Source organism: Bacteroides cellulosilyticus DSM 14838 (assembly GCF_000158035.1).
GTDB lineage: Bacteria > Bacteroidota > Bacteroidia > Bacteroidales > Bacteroidaceae > Bacteroides > Bacteroides cellulosilyticus.
Genome location: NZ_EQ973490.1, coordinates 291,652 through 309,692, shown reverse-complemented (window position 1 = coordinate 309,692; position 18,041 = coordinate 291,652). Strand labels below are relative to the sequence as shown.

11 protein-coding genes are annotated in these 18,041 nt (G+C 39.5%); 8 read left to right on the top strand and 3 right to left on the bottom strand.

The window, feature by feature from the left end; all coding sequences use genetic code 11:
* Window positions 1-21: 21 nt before the first annotated feature.
* Window positions 22-3,090: a SusC/RagA family TonB-linked outer membrane protein gene (locus BACCELL_RS06140; RefSeq protein ID WP_007210759.1), complete on the bottom strand. Its 3,069-nt coding sequence runs from the start codon at window positions 3,088-3,090 to the stop codon at window positions 22-24.
* Between the two features lie 215 nt (window positions 3,091-3,305).
* On the opposite strand from BACCELL_RS06140, the gene BACCELL_RS06135 reads away from it, so the two are divergent.
* Complete coding sequence (locus BACCELL_RS06135; protein WP_007210758.1) at window positions 3,306-3,533, top strand: hypothetical protein; 228 nt, start codon at window positions 3,306-3,308, stop codon at window positions 3,531-3,533.
* Window positions 3,534-3,602: 69 nt separating this feature from the next.
* Here BACCELL_RS06135 and BACCELL_RS06130 read toward each other — a convergent pair whose 3' ends face one another.
* Window positions 3,603-4,517, bottom strand: a complete 915-nt coding sequence (locus tag BACCELL_RS06130; RefSeq protein WP_007210757.1) for an AraC family transcriptional regulator — start codon at window positions 4,515-4,517, stop codon at window positions 3,603-3,605.
* Window positions 4,518-4,707: 190 nt separating this feature from the next.
* Here BACCELL_RS06130 and BACCELL_RS06125 point away from each other — a divergent pair, with 190 nt between their 5' ends.
* The 6 genes from BACCELL_RS06125 to BACCELL_RS06100 all read left to right on the top strand — a co-directional run bounded on the left by BACCELL_RS06125 (window position 4,708) and on the right by BACCELL_RS06100 (window position 16,580).
* Window positions 4,708-6,132, top strand: a complete 1,425-nt coding sequence (locus tag BACCELL_RS06125) for an L-fucose/L-arabinose isomerase family protein (protein WP_007210756.1) — start codon at window positions 4,708-4,710, stop codon at window positions 6,130-6,132.
* Window positions 6,133-6,259: 127 nt separating this feature from the next.
* Entirely contained in the window at window positions 6,260-7,774 is a 1,515-nt protein-coding gene (locus BACCELL_RS06120; protein ID WP_007210754.1) for an alpha-L-fucosidase, read from the top strand.
* The gene (locus tag BACCELL_RS06115; protein WP_007210753.1) at window positions 7,771-10,068 is read left to right on the top strand and encodes an alpha-L-rhamnosidase-related protein; all 2,298 of its coding nucleotides are present in this window, start codon (window positions 7,771-7,773) and stop codon (window positions 10,066-10,068) included. The genes BACCELL_RS06120 and BACCELL_RS06115 overlap by 4 nt, the downstream gene beginning before the upstream one ends.
* 11 nt (window positions 10,069-10,079) lie before the next feature.
* Window positions 10,080-12,866 (top strand): family 78 glycoside hydrolase catalytic domain, encoded by a 2,787-nt coding sequence (locus tag BACCELL_RS06110; RefSeq protein WP_007210752.1) that lies wholly within the window; start codon window positions 10,080-10,082, stop codon window positions 12,864-12,866.
* A gap of 23 nt (window positions 12,867-12,889) precedes the next feature.
* Window positions 12,890-14,407, top strand: coding sequence for an alpha-L-fucosidase (locus BACCELL_RS06105; protein ID WP_007210751.1), 1,518 nt, complete (start codon window positions 12,890-12,892; stop codon window positions 14,405-14,407).
* 22 nt (window positions 14,408-14,429) lie between these two features.
* Window positions 14,430-16,580: a TIM-barrel domain-containing protein gene (locus tag BACCELL_RS06100; protein WP_007210750.1), complete on the top strand. Its 2,151-nt coding sequence runs from the start codon at window positions 14,430-14,432 to the stop codon at window positions 16,578-16,580.
* 171 nt (window positions 16,581-16,751) lie between these two features.
* Here the strand turns inward: BACCELL_RS06100 and BACCELL_RS06095 are convergent, their stop codons facing one another.
* Window positions 16,752-17,615 carry a helix-turn-helix transcriptional regulator gene (locus BACCELL_RS06095; RefSeq protein WP_007210749.1) on the bottom strand — a complete coding sequence of 288 codons (864 nt, stop codon included), beginning with the start codon at window positions 17,613-17,615 and terminating at the stop codon, window positions 16,752-16,754.
* A 237-nt stretch (window positions 17,616-17,852) separates the two neighbouring features.
* Between BACCELL_RS06095 and BACCELL_RS27590 the strand changes: the two genes are divergently transcribed.
* Entirely contained in the window at window positions 17,853-17,975 is a 123-nt protein-coding gene (locus BACCELL_RS27590) for a hypothetical protein (protein ID WP_007216970.1), read from the top strand.
* The last annotated feature ends 66 nt before the right edge of the window (window positions 17,976-18,041 follow it).

Sequence of the window (18,041 nt, the reverse complement as noted above, 5' to 3'; positions counted from 1 at the left end):
AAATTATTAATGGGTTATTTCTTAGAAATCAATTTTCAAACCTAAGGTGTAAGTCGATGTCAAAGGATATACTTCGGTATCCCAACCTTGGCTGTCGGACAATTCAGGAGTGAATGCGTTGGCCTTGAAAGTTGTGAACGGACGGTCGGCAGTCAGACTCAGGCGTAAGCCCGGCATGGTATAGTTACCAAACTTGAGGTTACGGAATGTATAACCAAGCGTAATATTCTGAATACGGAAGTAGTCGGCACTTTCTACAAAGTAAGAGCTATACTTCTGGTCGCTTACGTTCCAAGGTTTCAGCAGGGCGGCAGCCGACGGATTGGAGTTCGTGGAACCCGGGCCTGTCCAGCGTTTTTCATATTGGGCGCGGTCGAAGTTATAATTCTGTGAAGAATAACGAAGCGCACGTTTACGGTTGAACATCTGGGCACCGGCCTGTCCGTAGGTAGTCAGCTGGAAGTCGAGGTTCTTGTAGTTAAGACCGAGGTTGATACCGTAAGTAAAATTAGGAATATAAGAACCTAATGTAGTACGGTCATTTCCGTCAAGAACATTGTTTCCATCGAGGTCGGCATACTTTAAGTCGCCCGGTACACAATCGTTGGCCACTGCAATAGGATCAGCGGCAATTTCTGCCTCTGTCTGATAAACACCTATCATTTTGAATCCGTAGAATGAGTTCATTTCTTTACCTACTATATTAACGGTCTTACCGCCTCTGATGATACTGTTACCGTTCAGGTCTTTCACGCGGTTTCTCAAAGTAGAAATGTTTACACCGATATTGTATGAGAAGTCTCTACCGATTTTATCGTTCCAGTTGGCACTTACATCGATACCGGAGTTGAGAATCTTACCATAGTTTCCGGCAAGGGTGGTGGTGCTGAATGGGAGTAGCGGAGCGATCACAGCGTTATTAGTCATACGGTGATAATAGTCAACGTCGATATTCAGACGGTTGTTGAGGGTAATAAAGTTTATACCTGCATTCCATTCTTCAACAACTTCCCACTTCAACCAACTGAAGTATGTACTGTTCTGATAACCTGCAATGGTAGAATTACCAAATACACCGGAGGCAGCGTTACCGGTCGCGATAGAAGCAAAACCGTCGCTTGCTGCTACTTGGTCGTTACCCAGCTTACCCCAGCTTGCACGTAGTTTCAGGAAGTCAATCCATTTCTGATCTTTCAAGAATGATTCTTCGGACAGAACCCAGGCTGCACCTACTGAAGGGAAGTAACCCCAATGTTCCTGATATTTGCTGGAACCATCGGCACGCATTGTGAACATCAACAGATATTTGTCATCATAGTTGTAGTTCAGACGGGCGAAGTAAGAAACACCTCTGTAGCAGTAGCCGTCGTCTTTTACGGTAGCACCTGCTGCGTCACCGTTCTTGATGTACCAGTATTCGTCAGCTCCATCGGGAACGTTGCTTGCTTTACCTTCGAACATACGCCATTGTTCCTGACGCATGGAGTAACCTGCCATGGCGCCGAATCTGTGTTTGCCCCATTGGTCATTATAAGTCAGGGTATTATCCCAGATATAGTTGTAATACTTGTTTTCGTTCTTTGTAAGCTGAGTGGTGGCTGATTGTTGCCAGCTGCTTACGTAGTATTTCGGAGTAAACTCACGACCTTGGGTAGAGAGGAAACTATAAGAATAGTTCGTCTTGAAATTCAATTTGCTGGGAATAAAATCAATCTGAGCGTAGAAGTTGCTCAATACCTGATAGTTTTCTTTGCTTGAATCGAAATACTTGGCAGTTGCGACAGGATTATAGAAGTTTGATGTATAACCGATTGCATCCGGAGAACCAAATTTGTCAGGGAAAGACTTTTCATTGTACTTGTCATCATAAAGAGCTACGATGGGAGGACAGTTGAATGCTTTCTGCCATGCCTGATTGTTAGGCACTTGTTGTGTGGAGTTACTAAACACACCGTTGAAACCGACTTTCAGCCAGTTCGTAGCATCATAATCGACAGAACCACGGAAGTTCATACGTTTGTAGTTGTTGTCAACATCCATAATACCATCTTGATACAAATAGCTTACGCCGACAGCATACACCGCTTTTTCGGAACCACCGTTAATGTTTAAACTGTGGTTTGTGATAGCGGCAGTGCGCAGAAGCTGGTCGTACCAGTCGTTGTCTGCTCCAAAAGTCCAATTATGGAAGTCGGGGTCATCATAACTACCGCCGTATTTGTCGATGGATTGTGTGAAGTGAGTCTTATAGGAGTCGAAGTTACCTTCGAGAAGCATAGTTGCATATTCGTGTGCATTACAGAGTTCGAGCACATTGGATGCTTTCTGGATACCTACATAACCGTCATAAGTGATCTTTGCTTTCTGGTTACGCGAACCTTTTTTGGTAGTGATGAGAACTACACCGTTTGCAGCGCGTACACCATAGATAGCGGCAGCCGAAGCATCTTTCAGGATAGACATTTCCTGAATATCCGCGTTGTTCAGGAAGTTGATGTTGTCGTAGAACATACCATCTACAACGAACAACGGCTTACTGTTGGAGAATGAACCGATACCACGGATCTGTACGGTAGGGCCTTCACCTGGAGCACCATTATTTACGATATTGACACCGGGAACTTTTCCTTGGAGGGCTGCCATAGGAGTAGTAGAAGGTACGGCAGTCAGGGCCTCACCTTTAACTACGGTAATGGGAGCCGTCAGGTCTTTGGCCTTTGCAGCACCATAACCGATTACGATAATTTCTTCCAACTGCTGTGAATCCTCTTTCAATGTCACATTGATAGCCGAACGTCCGTTCACTTTTATATCTTGCGGTAACATACCTATATAACTAAAAGTGAGTGTTCCGTTTTCCGGAACGTTCGTTAATGTATATTTACCGTCTAAATCGGTAACTACACCGTTGCTGGTACCTTGCACGAGGATGGATACACCAATCAGTGCGTCACCCGATGTGTCGGTTACGGTACCTGTTACTGTTCTTGTCTGGGAGAGTACGGGCATTGCTACCAATATGAGGCACGCCGTCAAGAATAGATTCTTTAGCCATAAGGCTTTTTTCAGAAGATGTGTTTTACTCTTCATCGCATTAAATTTTTTTAGGTGGATAACTCTTTTTGTTTTCTTCTTAGCTCTGCGCAGTGCTCGAATTAAACTTCATCGCAAATGTAGAAATTTCGATGTGCGAACTGCAAAAAAGATATTCACCACCAATACATATCCCTGATTTTTAACAAATCGGGGACTACTCATTTACTACTCAAATCAATTTAATGTATTGTTTATGAGATGGATAAAGAGTGAATATAGAAATAACTATTTTCAGAAGAAACTTCTCTAATGTAACAGATACTCTGTTTACTACACTAATCCCTCTTGAAGAATATAAGTTGGATAAAAAGAAATTCAAGGAGGTTGTGTTGTCTAATGATGAACCTTTTGGTGGATGGGGATTGGGAATGAGTAATATTTTATACATTAACCAAGTGTTTTTGTTTGTTGTAGTACATTCTGTTGCGTTTTTATAGGCAAGCTGCTTTCACTGCGTCTTAATTTTGTTTTTTCGGAGATAAAGACTGCAGATGTAGTGAAAGTGGCTAATTGTGTCTTAAATCGTTGGAAATGTATTTCCCCTGTGCTAAGTTTCTATATTCCAAAGGCGAATAACCAGTTCGTTTCTTGAAAAGAATACAGAAATAATAAGGTGTGTCAAAACCTACTTCGAAAGCAATCTCCTGACTGGTCATGGTGGTATTTGCCAGCAATTCCTTACTTGTCTGTAACCGTAGTTCTTCTTTGTATCTGGATGGGGAAAATCCGGTATATTGTTTGAAAACCTTTCGGAAACAGGAATAGCTCATGTTAATTTTAGTGGCTATATCTTTCGGTGTAATTTCTGTTTTATAATTTTCAGCGATAAGATGTTTAGCTGTATTTATCTGATCAAGCACATTCATATTTATAAATGAATTCTGTTTATGCTCTGAATAGGTATAGCCAAGTAGAAGATGGACTATTCCCGCAAGTATTTGCTGGAATCCTGTAGTCTGTTCTTGTGCCACGTTGGCTGCCTGTTTGTATAATTGAATTACATTCTCATTTAATCCGATGTTGAAGATAGGATTGTCTTTTCGGAAGAAATCTACTTCAACTAACTTCTCTATGTCTTGTCCATTGAAGCCAATCCAATATTCGTACCATCCTGTTTCTTTATCGGGTTTGTAGCTATGCCATTCGCCGGGAAAAAGTAAAATCATGTGGCCGCTATGTATCTGCATTTTCTTCTTATTCATAGATACGAATGTTCCTTTTCCGTCGAGAATATAAATCAGTTGGTACTCATTGAGTATTCTTCCTTTCTCCGGAGAGAAAAGATAATGAAACGGATGACTGGCTGATGGGTAGACAGAATTTGGCTTAATTAGCTGATGACCTACTGTGTTGACCGTTAATCCCCATCGAGTATCCTGCTCGCTGGAGGAGAGATATTTTACATTTGAAGTTCCGCTCATAGGGGGGTAATATTTAGTTTATTATAATATAGGCAAATATAAATATTTAAGATTTATTTGTTAATAGCATATCAGATAAATAATAGGACATATTCGACATGTGTTGAAAAAGTAATATCTATATAGCAAAAAGTAATATGTTGCTTTATGGCGATGGCTTATTTTTGTATGCGAAATAAAAAAATAGTATATGCAGAGTCAATTAAAAATAGGTCTTTTCGGCACTGGTCTTGATACCTATTGGGGGCAGTTTGATGGATTATTGGATGTCTTGAACATATATCAAGGCAGAATAAGAGAGCGAATAAAGAAGCAACACAATATTACGGTTGTTGATGAGGGAATGGTTGATAGTCCGGAAAAGGCATTATCGGCTGCATCCTCTTTTATGAGAGAAGAAGTCGATCTAATATTTCTATATGTTGCTACATATTCTCTTTCATCTACAGTGCTTCCGATAGCACAAAGATTAAATTGCCCTATAATCGTTTTAAATCTTCAACCTGTTCCGGCTATTGATTATAACTATATCAATTCGATGAAAGACCGAGGTGGCATGACAGGATTTTGGTTAGCTCATTGTCAGGCTTGTTCGGTTCCCGAAATAGGCAATGTTTTTAATCGCGCCAATTTAAGGTACGATTTTGTAACAGGATATTTAGAGGATGTCGATTCATGGAATGAGATAGACGGATGGATAGAAGCTGCACGTGTACGATCTGTGATGAAAAATAATAGGCTTGGTGTACTTGGACATTACTATTGTGGAATGCTCGATGTATATACCGACTTGACTCAGCAATCCTCAGTCTTTGGTACACATATAGAGATTGTAGAGATGTGTGAGGTTAAGAAGTATAGAGATACTGTCAGTACGGAAGAATTGGTGGCTAAAATAGATGAATTTAATAGATGTTTTGAGATAACTTCCGAATGTGAAGAAGCAGAAGTGGTACGTGCTGCCAAAACATCGGTTGCCTTAGATAAACTTATTGCAAATCATAGGCTTGGCTCAATGGCCTATTACTTTGAAGGGAGTGATGATAAAAGTTATGAAGACATTGTGACTTCTGTAATAGCAGGACATACATTACTTACCGGAAAAGGTATCCCTATTGCCGGTGAATGTGAAGTAAAAAATGTACAGGCCATGAAAATCATGTCGGAGTTTGGAGTAGGTGGTTCCTTTTCAGAGTTTTATGCTATGGATTTTAATGACGATATTGTTATGTTAGGACACGACGGACCTGCTCATTTTGCAATAGCCCAAGAAAGAGTTAAGCTTGTGCCATTGGCTATATATCACGGTAAGCCAGGTAAAGGTCTTTCTATTCAAATGAGTGTAAGACACGGTGCGGTGACTTTATTGGCAGTATGCGAGAATAAAAATGGAATTTTTTTTCTTGTGGCTCAAGGAGAATCGGTTTCTGGTCCTGTTCTGGAAATTGGTAATACCAATAGTCGTTATCATTTTTCGATTGGTGCAAAGGAATTTATGAATAAATGGAGTAAGGAAGGACCTTCTCATCATTGTGCAATAGGAATAGGACACATTGCGGATAAGATTGAAAAATTGGCATTCCTATTAAATATACCGGTAATAAGGATTTGTTAACAATGCCTGTTTTGTGCTATCTTTCGTCTGATTCGTACTTTCTGTATAATGAGACTTTTCGTACTTTTGTATTCATATATAATTGGGTGTATGCTTTAAATAATTGTAACTTTAAAAGAATAGTTTGATGAAAAACGCATTATTTATTTTGTGCTTATTTCTGTTTCCTTTGGAAATGGTAGCTCAGTTTGAAAACTATAAGATGGATTGGACTAAGATATCCAATGAATCTCAGTATAATTCAGAGCCCGAGTGGTTGAAAGATGCCAAGTTTGGTATCTATTTCCATTGGGGTGTTTATTCTGTTCCGGCATATTCGTATGAATGGTATCCAAGGCTGATGTTTATGGAGAATCGGAAGGAATACAAATATCATAAAGAACATTATGGTGATCCGAAGAAAGTAGGATATGAAGCTCTGGTGCCATTGTTTAAAGCTGAAAAGTTTAATGCAAAAGAGTGGGTCGATTTATTCCAGTTGGCAGGTGCTAAATTTGCAGGACCGGTGGCAGAGCATCATGACGGTTTCGCTATGTGGGATACGCAAACTACTCCTTGGAATTCAGTATTGATGGGTCCCCAAAAAGATATTGTTGGCGAGATTCAGCAAGAGATAAAGAAACATGGAATGAAGTTGATAACAACATTCCATCATGCTCGTTTACTTCAACGTTATAAGAATGATGTCAATCGTACGAAAACTCCTGATTTTTGGGATATGTGGGATAGTCACTTTCCGTATTTGGAAAACATGCCTACTTCTTCGAATAACCCGATGTTACGTTTACTTTATGGTAATGTAACGCCTGAGGAGTTCTACGAGCCAATATGGTTTGGAGCTTTAAAAGAAGTGATAGACAAGTATAGTCCAGATGTAATTTGGTTTGATGCGTGGTTGGATATGATACCGGAGGAATATTTATATAAATTTGCCGAATATTATATCAAAGAGGCAAAGAAAAAAGGCAAGGAGGTAACTATCTGCCGTAAGCAAGGTGATTTGCCACTGAATGTAAGTATTGAGAATCTTGAAAAATCGAGGAAGCAAAACATAGAACCACGGTTATGGATGACTGACGAAACTATCAGTACGGATAGTTGGAGTTACACAGAGAATATGGTACTAAAGACATCTAAAGATTTAATAGATGTCTTAGTGGATATAGTAAGTAAAAATGGTGTATTGTTGCTGAATGTTTCCCCGCGTGCTGATGGTACAATCCCAGTGGAACAGAAAGATATACTACTTTCGATAGGAGAGTGGCTGAAAGTGAATGGAGAAGCCATTTACAATACGAGACCTTGGTATATGTATGGAGAAGGCCCCACAACTCAGCCGGAAGGAGATTTCAAGAATCACAAAGAATTCTTGAAAGTAAAATATTCCTCGAATGATATTCGCTATACTACAAAGGAAAATATAGTTTATGCGATAACTTTGGGAATGCCCAAAGCTGGGACTTCATTGTTACTAAAAGGATTTGCCGGGGCATCTGTACCTTCCTCTGTGAAAGTAAAGAATGTGAGAGTGCTGGGAAGTAATCAAGTTATTAAGTGGAAAGAAACTCCTGAAGGTTTGCAAGTTGAAACGCCAATAATGGAAGGTGACAAAGCCATCAGCTTTAAGATAGAGTGTGAATGAAATTTATCGTAACTTTACTCCTGTGCTTGGTCAGCCTTTCATCATTTGGCTATGACTGGAAAGCCTATTGGATTAGTACGGATGCTTGTCAAAGTGAACCTAACACTTGGTTGAGTTATCGCAAAACCATTCATATAGTGCAGGTTCCCGATGAGGCTATAGCTCGCATTGCGGCTGATAGTAAATATTGGCTTTGGATAAACGATAATCTGGTGGTATTTGAAGGCGGTTTAAAGCGGGGACCTAATCCGGAAGATACCTATTATGATGAAGTAGATATTGCTCCTTATCTAAAAGCAGGTTCGAATACAATTGCCGCTTTAGTCTGGTATTTCGGTAAACAAGGATTCTCACATAATAGCAGTGGGAAGGCGGGGTTTCTATTTGATTGCCAAACTTCAGGTATCGAGATCATAAGTGATAATAGCTGGACATGTTGTATTAACGAGGCTTATTCAACGTGTTCTGGGCCAAAGCCTAATTTCCGTTTGTCCGAATCTAGTATTCTTTACGATGCTCGTAAGGAAATGGAGGGATGGGTCACTCAGTCTTTTAAATCCTCCTTTCCAGGGGCTTCAAAGCTACAGAAGGCTGGAGGTGCACCTTGGAATAAATTAGTTAAAAGGCCTATCCCTTTATGGAAAGATTTCGGCCTGAAAAATTATGTGAAGTCATATAAAAGTAAGGATACTCTGATATGTGTGCTACCTTATAATGCCCAGTTTACACCTTATATTAAAATAAAATCACCAGAAGGTTGCAGGATAGTAATGGGGACAGATAATTACTATTATTATAATGGAGCTACCGAAAATCTTCGGGCGGAATACATAACGAAGGCAGGTATACAGGAGTATGAGAGTTTAGGATGGATGAATGGGCACCGGATGTATTATTTCATTCCTGAAGAAGTGGAAGTGTTGGATGTGAAATATCGGGAAACAGGATATGATTGTGATCTTGCCGGAAGCTTCTATTCTTCAGATGCCTTCTTGAATCAACTTTGGCGGAAATCATTACGTACGTTGTATGTTACAATGCGTGATACCTATATGGATTGCCCCGAACGAGAACGTGCCCAATGGACAGGCGATGCAGTGAATGAATCGGGCGAATCTTTTTATGCTCTTTCTCCTTCCAGTCATGCACTAACTAAGAAATGGCTTTGTGAAATCATTGACTGGCAACAAGATGATGGTAGTATATTTGCTCCGGTCCCTGCCGGTAACTGGCGCCTGGAACTTCCTGGGCAGACATTGGCCTCTGTGGGTTATTATGGCGCTTGGAACTATTACTTACATACCGGGGATAAAGTAACCCTGCATCATCTGTATCCAGCAATTAAGAGATATATGGAACTGTGGAAAGAGAATGAAACGGGTGTTGTGTCTTTTCGGAATGTTGGATGGGTATGGGGCGACTGGGGAAGTGAACGAGACATGTTTCTTCTGATTAATGTCTGGTATTATTTAGCATTGAAAGGTATGTATCAGATGGCATTGGAATTGGGATACACAAATGATGCGGACAGCTATATTCGCCGGATGACTTCTTTTAAGAATGCGTTTAATACACATTACTGGACGGGTATAGCTTATCGTGACTCTTCATATAAGGGCAAAACAGATGATAGGGTACAAGCATTGGCCGTTGTTGCAGGACTTGCCGATAAAGATAAGTATGAGGCATTATTGAACATCTTCAAGACTGAAAAACACTCAAGTCCTTATATGGAGAAGTATGTTTTTGAAGCCATGATGATGATGGGATACGAAGTTGAGGCATTGGCCAGGCATAAAGAACGAATGAAGTATATGGTGGAAGATCCTTATTTCTCTACTCTCTTTGAACATTGGAATATAGGAATCGAAGGATATGCTGCCGGTACCGTAAATCATGCATGGACAGGAGGAGGTTTAACCATTTTATCGCAATATCTGTGTGGTATAGCCCCGCTAAAACCAGGATATGAACAGATTGCCATTGTACCTCAACCGGGAAATATACGACAGGCCAAGGCTGAGGTTGCATCTGTAAAAGGAATGATTAAAAGCTCGTTTGTTCAAGAAGAGAAAGGGATTACGATCGATGTAAAAACTCCTGTTGATATACCTACTGTAGTGGGCGTTCCTATTAATAATACTAAAGAAATTAGAGTAAATGGTACATTGATATGGAAACAAGGTGCATATAGAATTAACCGGGTAGCGTTGGCTTATGAGGATGATTCGCAAACGCATATCAAGTTTTTGGTCAGAGGTGGGAATTATATGTTTCAATCAATAAATCATTAAAGAATACGATTATGAATATTTTGAAAGTATTTGGTTGGATAGCTCTATTCTTATTTGCCGGCTCTTTGCAGGCGAAAAAGATAGAGATAATTGATATACGATGTGAGAACCAGGAATGTCCAATGGGGGTGCAAACGTTGAAACCTACTTTCTCATGGAAACTTTTAGGAGATACTAGAAATCTAACTCAGGTTGGTTACCGGATATTGGTTTCGGACAATGAAGACCTTTTGAAGAAGGACATCGGTAATATTTGGGATTCTGGGAGGTGTAACTCAGAAATATCGATAAATATATTGTTTGGAGGAAAAAAGCTGCTGTCGGCTGCACGTTATTATTGGAAAGTACAAGTATGGGATAACCAAGGAGTCCAGTCGAAATGGTCGGAGATAAAAAGTTTTCAGATGGGATTGATGAAGCAGGAAGACTGGGCTCCTGCCCGTTGGATTGCTATGGAGAGTGTATCTCCAAAAGATGTGGTGTATCCTGGATTTCAGTTAGCTGGTAATAAAGTGGACTATCTGGAAAAGGAAGCTCGGATGCCTCAATTCCGCAAACCGTTTCAGGTCGAAACTAAAAAAATACAATCGGCTACGGTTTTCATCTCCGGGTTGGGACATTTCGAATTGAGTCTCAATGGCAAAAAGGTTGGTGACCATTTTCTAGATCCAGGCTGGAGTAAGTACGATAAATCTTCTTTGTACGTAACATTTGATGTGACTGACCAACTACTCAGCGGAGAAAATGTGTTAGGTGTAAGATTGGGGAATGGATTTTTGCATGTTCCCCGTGATTCAACCCGATATAGAAAACTTATTTCGACTTTTTCTTTTCCAAAGATGATTTGCAAAGTACATATCACTTATGCAGATGGTACAACCAATGACATTAATAGTGACCATAGCTGGAAAGTTACTCAAAGCCCGATAACTTTCTCAAGTATATATGGGGGCGAGGATTATGATGCCACTCTGGAACAAAGGGGGTGGGATACGTCAGATTTTAATGATATTTCATGGATAAATGCAACCGAAATTTTTGCTGTGGGTAACTTGTCTTCTCAAATCTCGATGCCTCTGAAAGTTAAGAAACAATTAAGAAGTATCAGTGTTCGAGAAACTCATCCAGGCATTTATATTTATGACTTTGGACAGAATGCTTCTGCCATAATAGCTTTGAAAGTTAAAGGTAAATTTGGAGCAAAAGTAGTGATGAAGCCAGCAGAGTATCTGACAAAAGATGGGCTTGCCAATCAGAATAATAGCGGAACTCCTTATTGGTTTTCATATACCTTGTCAGGCAATGGCACGGAAAATTGGAGTCCTTCTTTCTCGTATTATGGATTCAGGTATGTGCAGGTTGAGGGGGCAGTTCCGATAGGGGTTAAAAATCCTCAAGGGCTTCCGGTTATTGAAGATTTAAGCCTGCTGCACGTTTCCAACACCTCTGAAGAGGTAGGACAGTTTGCCTGTTCTTCTTCGGTATTTAACAATATCTACTCATTGATTGATTGGTCAGTCAAAAGTAATATGTCACATGTATTGACCGATTGTCCGCATCGCGAGAAGCTAGGGTGGCTAGAAGTGGCTCATTTAATGAGCAGCTCTATTGCTTATTGTTATGATATAAAGCAGATGTATACTAAAATCGTAAATGACATGAAGGATTCTCAATTAGAGAATGGACTAATACCTAATACGGCACCGGAATATGCAAGCTTTCCTCATGACTTTAGGGATTCGCCCGAATGGGGAAGTGCTGGGGTTATATTACCTTGGTTTTTATATCGATGGTATGGTGATCTATCTGTGCTAGAGGAAAATTATCATTTGATGGTTTCTTATGTAGATTACTTAACGTCCCGTTGTAAGTATCATATACTGTATCATGGTTTAGGTGATTGGTATGATTTGGGACCCAATCATCCCGGTTACAGCCAGCTTACAACGAGAGGACTAACACCTACCGCTTTATATTATTATAATTTAAATATTCTTGCCGAAACATCTAAGCTCTTGAATAAAGAACTCGAATATCACAAATACACGGAACTGGCAACCAAGGTGAAGATTGCCTTCAACGCAAAGTTTTTTAATGTGGAAAAGGGATATTATGATCGGGGAAGCCAGACGGCGAATGCTATTGCTCTTTATATGAATTTAGTGAACGGCGAAGATCGTGAAAGCTGTTTGAAACAAATTATTGCAGATATCCATAATCGAGATAATAGTATTACGGCAGGAGATATTGGATTCAGGTATCTATTACGCGTACTGGAAATGGAAGGTGCGTCCGATGTAATATATGATATGAATAGCCAATCGGATAAGCCTGGTTATGGCTACCAACTGAAACAAGGGGCTACTTCGCTTACCGAATCTTGGGCGGCCTTACAAACAGCTTCGCATAATCATTGCATGCTGGGGCATTTGATGGAATGGTTTTATAGCGGTATTGGTGGTGTAAGGGCGGACAAAGAGAGTGTTGCTTTTAAGAAGTTTATACTACACCCAGAGATGGTAGGGAATATCTATTGGGCAGATGTTTCATTCAAATCCCCTTATGGAGAAATTAAAAGCAAGTGGGAAATTAAAGATACTTCGTTTGTTTATAAGGTTACCGTTCCTGTTAATACCACTGCATGGGTATACTTGCCAGGAGTAGATGTTGAACTCATCCAAGAAAGCGGGAAACCAATAAAAGAGAAGGCTGATATTCAATTTATAAGAGTAGAAAATGGACGGAGTATTTATGAAATTGGTTCAGGAGATTATTCATTTTCTATATCACCTTATTAGAGTTCATTTATTAAAAGATTTATATGGAAACCAAGAGTACTGTTTATTCACTAATACTGTTGCTTTGTACGCTGTCTTTTCAAGCAAGTGCACAGAGTGAGTCATATAAGAAGAATTGGAAATCTCTATCTAAAGAGAATGCTTATAATCGGGAACCGGATTGGTTGAAAGATGCTAAGTTTGGTATATATCTGCATTGGGGTGTATATTCTGTGCCAGCTTACTCGTATGAGTGGTATTCCCGGCATATGTTTATGGAGAGTCGTAAAGAGTATCAATATCATAAAGAACATTATGGGGATCCTAGAGAGTTCGGATATGATAAATTGGTTCCTCTTTTTAGAGCGGAGCACTTTAATGCTAAAGAATGGGTTGATTTATTTCAGCGCGCCGGTGCAAAGTTTGGTGGCCAAGTAGCTGAACATCACGACGGGGTTGCTATGTGGGACAGTAAAATTACCCCTTGGAATGTCGCGTTAATGGGACCTAAACGAGATGTTCTGGGAGAATACAGCCGAGAGTTAAAAAAACATGGAATGAAAGTGATGACCACCTTCCATCATGCCCGTTTGTTACAACGTTATAAAAACACGGAAAGGCCTGATCGTCCTGAATTCTGGGATCTATACGATAGTCATTTCCCTTATTCAGAAGAGATGCCTACTTCATCTAACAATCCGATGCTTCGTTTACTTTATGGGAACGTAACCCCCGAGGAGTTTTACGAGCCTATTTGGTTGGGAGAATTGAAGGAGGTTATTGATAATTATAGCCCGGATATTATCTATTTTGATTCTTGGCTTAACCTTATTCCTGAAGAATATCTCTATAAATTTACTCAGTATTTTTTAGAGGATGCTAAAAAGAAGAACAAGGAGGTAGCTATCTTTCGCAAGCAGGAAGACTTACCTTTGAATGTTAGTATGGAGATTCTGGAGAAATCCAGAAAACAAGAGATAGAATCACGTTTGTGGACCACTGAAGAGACAATAAGTACAGATAGCTGGTGTTTTACCGAAGATATGGAGTTGCGAAAAAGCGAAGACCTGATAAATGTGTTGATTGATGTGGTCAGTAAGAATGGCGTTCTTATGTTAAATGTGTCTCCCCGCTCTGATGGTATCATTCCACAAGAGCAGCAATCCATCTTATTGAATATTGGAGACTGGCTAAAGATAAATGGAGAAGCTATTTATGGAACCCGACCTTGGTATGTGTTTGGCGAAGGCCCTACCAGTCAACCGGTGGGAGACTTTGAAAATCATAAAGAGTTTATGAAGCTAAAATACACGGCAGATGATGTGCGGTATACTACAAAGGGAAAGACTGTTTATGCGATTACTTTAGGGGTTCCCGAAGCTGGTAAAACCATGACGTTCAAAAGCTTTAAAAAAAAGATCAAGGCGTTGAAAATAGAAAATGTTTCGGTTATAGGCTCCAATCAACTCGTTCCTTGGGAACTGACTAAGGAAGGATTGCAGGTGAAAGTTCCTATTGTACAAGGGAATAATGCTGTAGTGTTTAAGATAGAATGCAATTAATAACAAAAATAATTCGCTTATAATGAGAAAGATTGTAATATATGTTTGCGGACTGTTTATGGTACTTGCCGCGTTTGCTTGTGTGCAGAAAGATAATGTTAATTTAGAATGGAAAAAAGAAGGACAAGGGATATGGAAAATTTCCGTTGGCAAACAGGAGAAGGTTACTCTCCTGAGTGAACTGGATATTACTCCTCAATGGAAAGCCATTGAAGAAATAGGAGACGCTCCACTTGCCATTGATCCTAAAGATGTTAAAACGGAAGTTGTGGATGGTAAGACTTATATACGTTTTCCACTTGACAAAGATGAAAAAATATTTGGTCTTGGTCTGAATTTCAAAACGGTAGAACAACGAGGCAGAGTTATGCGCCTGCATGTCGATCATTATGGAGGAAGTGATAATGGCCGTACACATGCTCCTATTCCCTTTTTTGTCTCCAGCAAAGGATACGGTGCATTGATTAATTCTGCCCGTTATATTGATGTTTGGGTAGGAACAAGTGTCCGTCAGGATAGTTCTAATCCTCCGGTTGCAAAAGATAGAAATACTGATAAGGACTGGACTGCACAACCTTATTCAGACAACCTTGAGTTTCTGATTCCAGCTGAAGGAGCTGAAGTTATTGTATTCTCCGGTAAGACGATGCTAGATGTAGTTCGTCGTTATAATCTTTATAATGGGGGAGGTTGTTTGCCTCCCAAATGGGGATTGGGATTCTGGCATAGGGTACCAAGCCTGTTTACCGATACGGAAATAGAACGGGAAGTGCAGGAATTTAGAGACAAAGGATTCCCGCTGAATGTGGTTGGACTTGAACCAGGTTGGATGACAGCTTCCTATCCTTGCACATATGAGTGGGACAATACTCGGTTCCCAAATCCCCAGGCATTTACCAAAAAAATGAAAGAGAGCAATATTCAAACAAACCTTTGGATGAACCCATATATTTCTCCCAAAGGGGAATTATATGATAGAATTAAGCCCTATACAAGTAGTCATACTGTTTGGTGCGGCATTGTTCCGGATTATATGATGTCTGAAGCTCAACGAATATTGATTGATCATTTTAAGAAACACCAATTGAATTTAGGGGTAAGTGGCTATAAGATGGATGAGAATGACGGTTATGATTCGTGGTTATGGCCGGATGTTGCCTCTTTCCCTTCAGGAACTTCCGCTGAGCAGATGCGACAAATTTATGGTTCATTAATGCAGAAAGTCACTACTCAGATGTATAAGGATGAGAATAAGCGTACATATGGATTGGTACGCGCGGCCAATGCGGGAACTACTTCTTTTCCTTATGTTATTTATAACGACTATTACAATCATCACGATTTTATCACAGCATTAGTTAATAGTTCATTTATTGGAGTACTCTGGACTCCCGAAGTACGCGCTTCACGGACTTCTGAAGAATGGCTGCGCCGTATGCAAACTGTTTGCTTCTCTCCGCTGGCTATGTTGAATGCATGGGCGGATGGAACAAAACCCTGGACTTTTCCTGAGGTGGCCGAGAGTGTGAAAGCTATTTCGCTGCTTAGGATGCAATTGATCCCCTATCTATATACCGCCTTTGCTGATTATACTTTTAAAGGGACTCCGCCTGTTCGTGCCATGAATTTGGAAGAAGGGTATAATATGGATGAGAAAATGTTGCAGGTATCTTTCGACGCTACGAATAATCCGTATGCGTTGGCTATTAAAAAAGAAGTGAAAGATCAGTTTATGGTTGGTAACTCCTTATTGGTAGCGCCTTTGTTTGAGGGGGAGAAGGAACGTAAAGTCATATTGCCTAAGGGAAAATGGTATGACTTCTACACCGGAGAATTTGCCGGTGAAGGAGAAATTATCAGTGTAAGTCCCGGCTTGGATAAAATTCCTGTATATGTGAAAGATGGAGGAATCGTTCCGATGTTTCCCCCTATCCGACAGATAGATAACAAACAATATCCTTTAGAAGTTCGTCATTATGGAAACGCACCGGGTATATATGATCTTTATGATGATGATGGGGAAACGTTCAACTATCAGAAAGGAGAGTTTGTTCGTATAGTATTAACTGTAGATGTGGATGCTTCTAATAATAAAATGGGTAAAGCGAGCATTCCTGGAGGTAAAAATGTATGGTCATATAGCGATTATATCTTTAGATATATGACTAAATGATGTTATATTATGATTCAGTAGTAGAAATGATCCGCATCACCTTATCTGAGCCTTACCTACTCCTTGCTTATTCCATGCAGGGATACCTTTATACGATACAACTATGGAGTAGGTGAGGTTTGGATAGAATTTTATCCAACCTCTAAGCGCATGATTGTCTCTAAGATTACTTTATACTTTACTGAATTTTAGTCTATATTCAAGTGGGGTTATTCCTACGGTTTTCTTAAAAAGTCGGATGAAATAGGAGTGATCTTCGTATCCCAACATATAAGCGATATTCTTGACTGGCATATCTTCAGTAATCAATATCAATTGAGCTTTTTCGATTTTTTTTTGATTGATGTATTGCAATGGGGTGGTTCCCACTTCTTTCTTGAATAAACGTATAAAATGGTCTTTGGAAAGATTGGTTATTTCAGATAATATATTAATATCAGTGGGCTCATAGAGTTTTTTCCGAATAAACGAGAGCGTTTTTTGTATACGAGTATCTTTAGTTTCAATTCTGGGTTTTGCTTCTTTTAGAAAACGGGATACAAGTTGGTAAACAATCCCTCTTGACTCAACTTTTACAGAGAAAGTCCGTTGCTTATTTCTTATGATATTTTGAATTAATGTGGGGCTGTTGTCATAGGTCGTTGGATCGGATTGTGGTAAGCCCATAGCTGGATTTATGTCACATAACCTCTTGAATAATGCCAAATCCAGTTTGCTGGCGGGAATTTCAAAAGGAAAGTTCCAATCTTCCAGAAAACTGGATTCAGACTGATGATCTTCATATATATGCATGTAGTAATGACTAAAATGTGAATCACAAATATAGCTATGCAGCATGAAAGATGGAATCAGATAGAGGTGGTTGGGTTTTAATTCGTGAATGCCGGAGGGAGTTTTTAATTTAGCGATTCCTTCATTAATGTAATAGAGTCTTGTAAACGGGCTATTTACGTTTTTCCAGTTCCAATCGGCATTATGAATGGCCAATCCTACATTTAATACTAATAGGTGCAATTGATCAATGGATTGTAGCATAAGACTTGTGTTAATATGATTAGAATAAGCTGCTACAAATATAATAATAAGTAGTAAATGTACAATTAAAAGTCGATAAAATCTTATTTGTTATCGTTTTTCGCTTGGATAATTCCATCTGTTGACTGCGAATCGATAATGTCCTATGATATATCGTGTTTGGATAATAACAAAATAAAAGAGATACTTTATATTTGTATCGTATAATAATTAAGGAGTCTTATTAATATCTGTATTATGAGAACAAAAATTTTATTGTTACTTACAGTTTTATTGTTGTTTGTAAAAATTACCACAAATTCGCCTTGCCGGATTTTGGCTCCTGAAAAAGATGAGAAGATGGTACAAGGTAAACTCTAGTATATATGGAAATCATTGAGAGATTACAAAAGAAAGGTGAGTTAATAAAATAGTTCCGATGATAAA

Coding starts and splice junctions, on each gene's coding strand:
- BACCELL_RS06095 (WP_007210749.1), bottom strand. CDS start 17,615: ATGCTACAATCCATTGATCAATTGCACCTATTAGTATTAAATGTAGGA.
- BACCELL_RS06140 (WP_007210759.1), bottom strand. CDS start 3,090: ATGAAGAGTAAAACACATCTTCTGAAAAAAGCCTTATGGCTAAAGAAT.
- BACCELL_RS06130 (WP_007210757.1), bottom strand. CDS start 4,517: ATGAGCGGAACTTCAAATGTAAAATATCTCTCCTCCAGCGAGCAGGAT.
- BACCELL_RS06110 (WP_007210752.1), top strand. CDS start 10,080: ATGAATATTTTGAAAGTATTTGGTTGGATAGCTCTATTCTTATTTGCC.
- BACCELL_RS06120 (WP_007210754.1), top strand. CDS start 6,260: ATGAAAAACGCATTATTTATTTTGTGCTTATTTCTGTTTCCTTTGGAA.
- BACCELL_RS06105 (WP_007210751.1), top strand. CDS start 12,890: ATGGAAACCAAGAGTACTGTTTATTCACTAATACTGTTGCTTTGTACG.
- BACCELL_RS27590 (WP_007216970.1), top strand. CDS start 17,853: ATGAGAACAAAAATTTTATTGTTACTTACAGTTTTATTGTTGTTTGTA.
- BACCELL_RS06125 (WP_007210756.1), top strand. CDS start 4,708: ATGCAGAGTCAATTAAAAATAGGTCTTTTCGGCACTGGTCTTGATACC.
- BACCELL_RS06100 (WP_007210750.1), top strand. CDS start 14,430: ATGAGAAAGATTGTAATATATGTTTGCGGACTGTTTATGGTACTTGCC.
- BACCELL_RS06115 (WP_007210753.1), top strand. CDS start 7,771: ATGAAATTTATCGTAACTTTACTCCTGTGCTTGGTCAGCCTTTCATCA.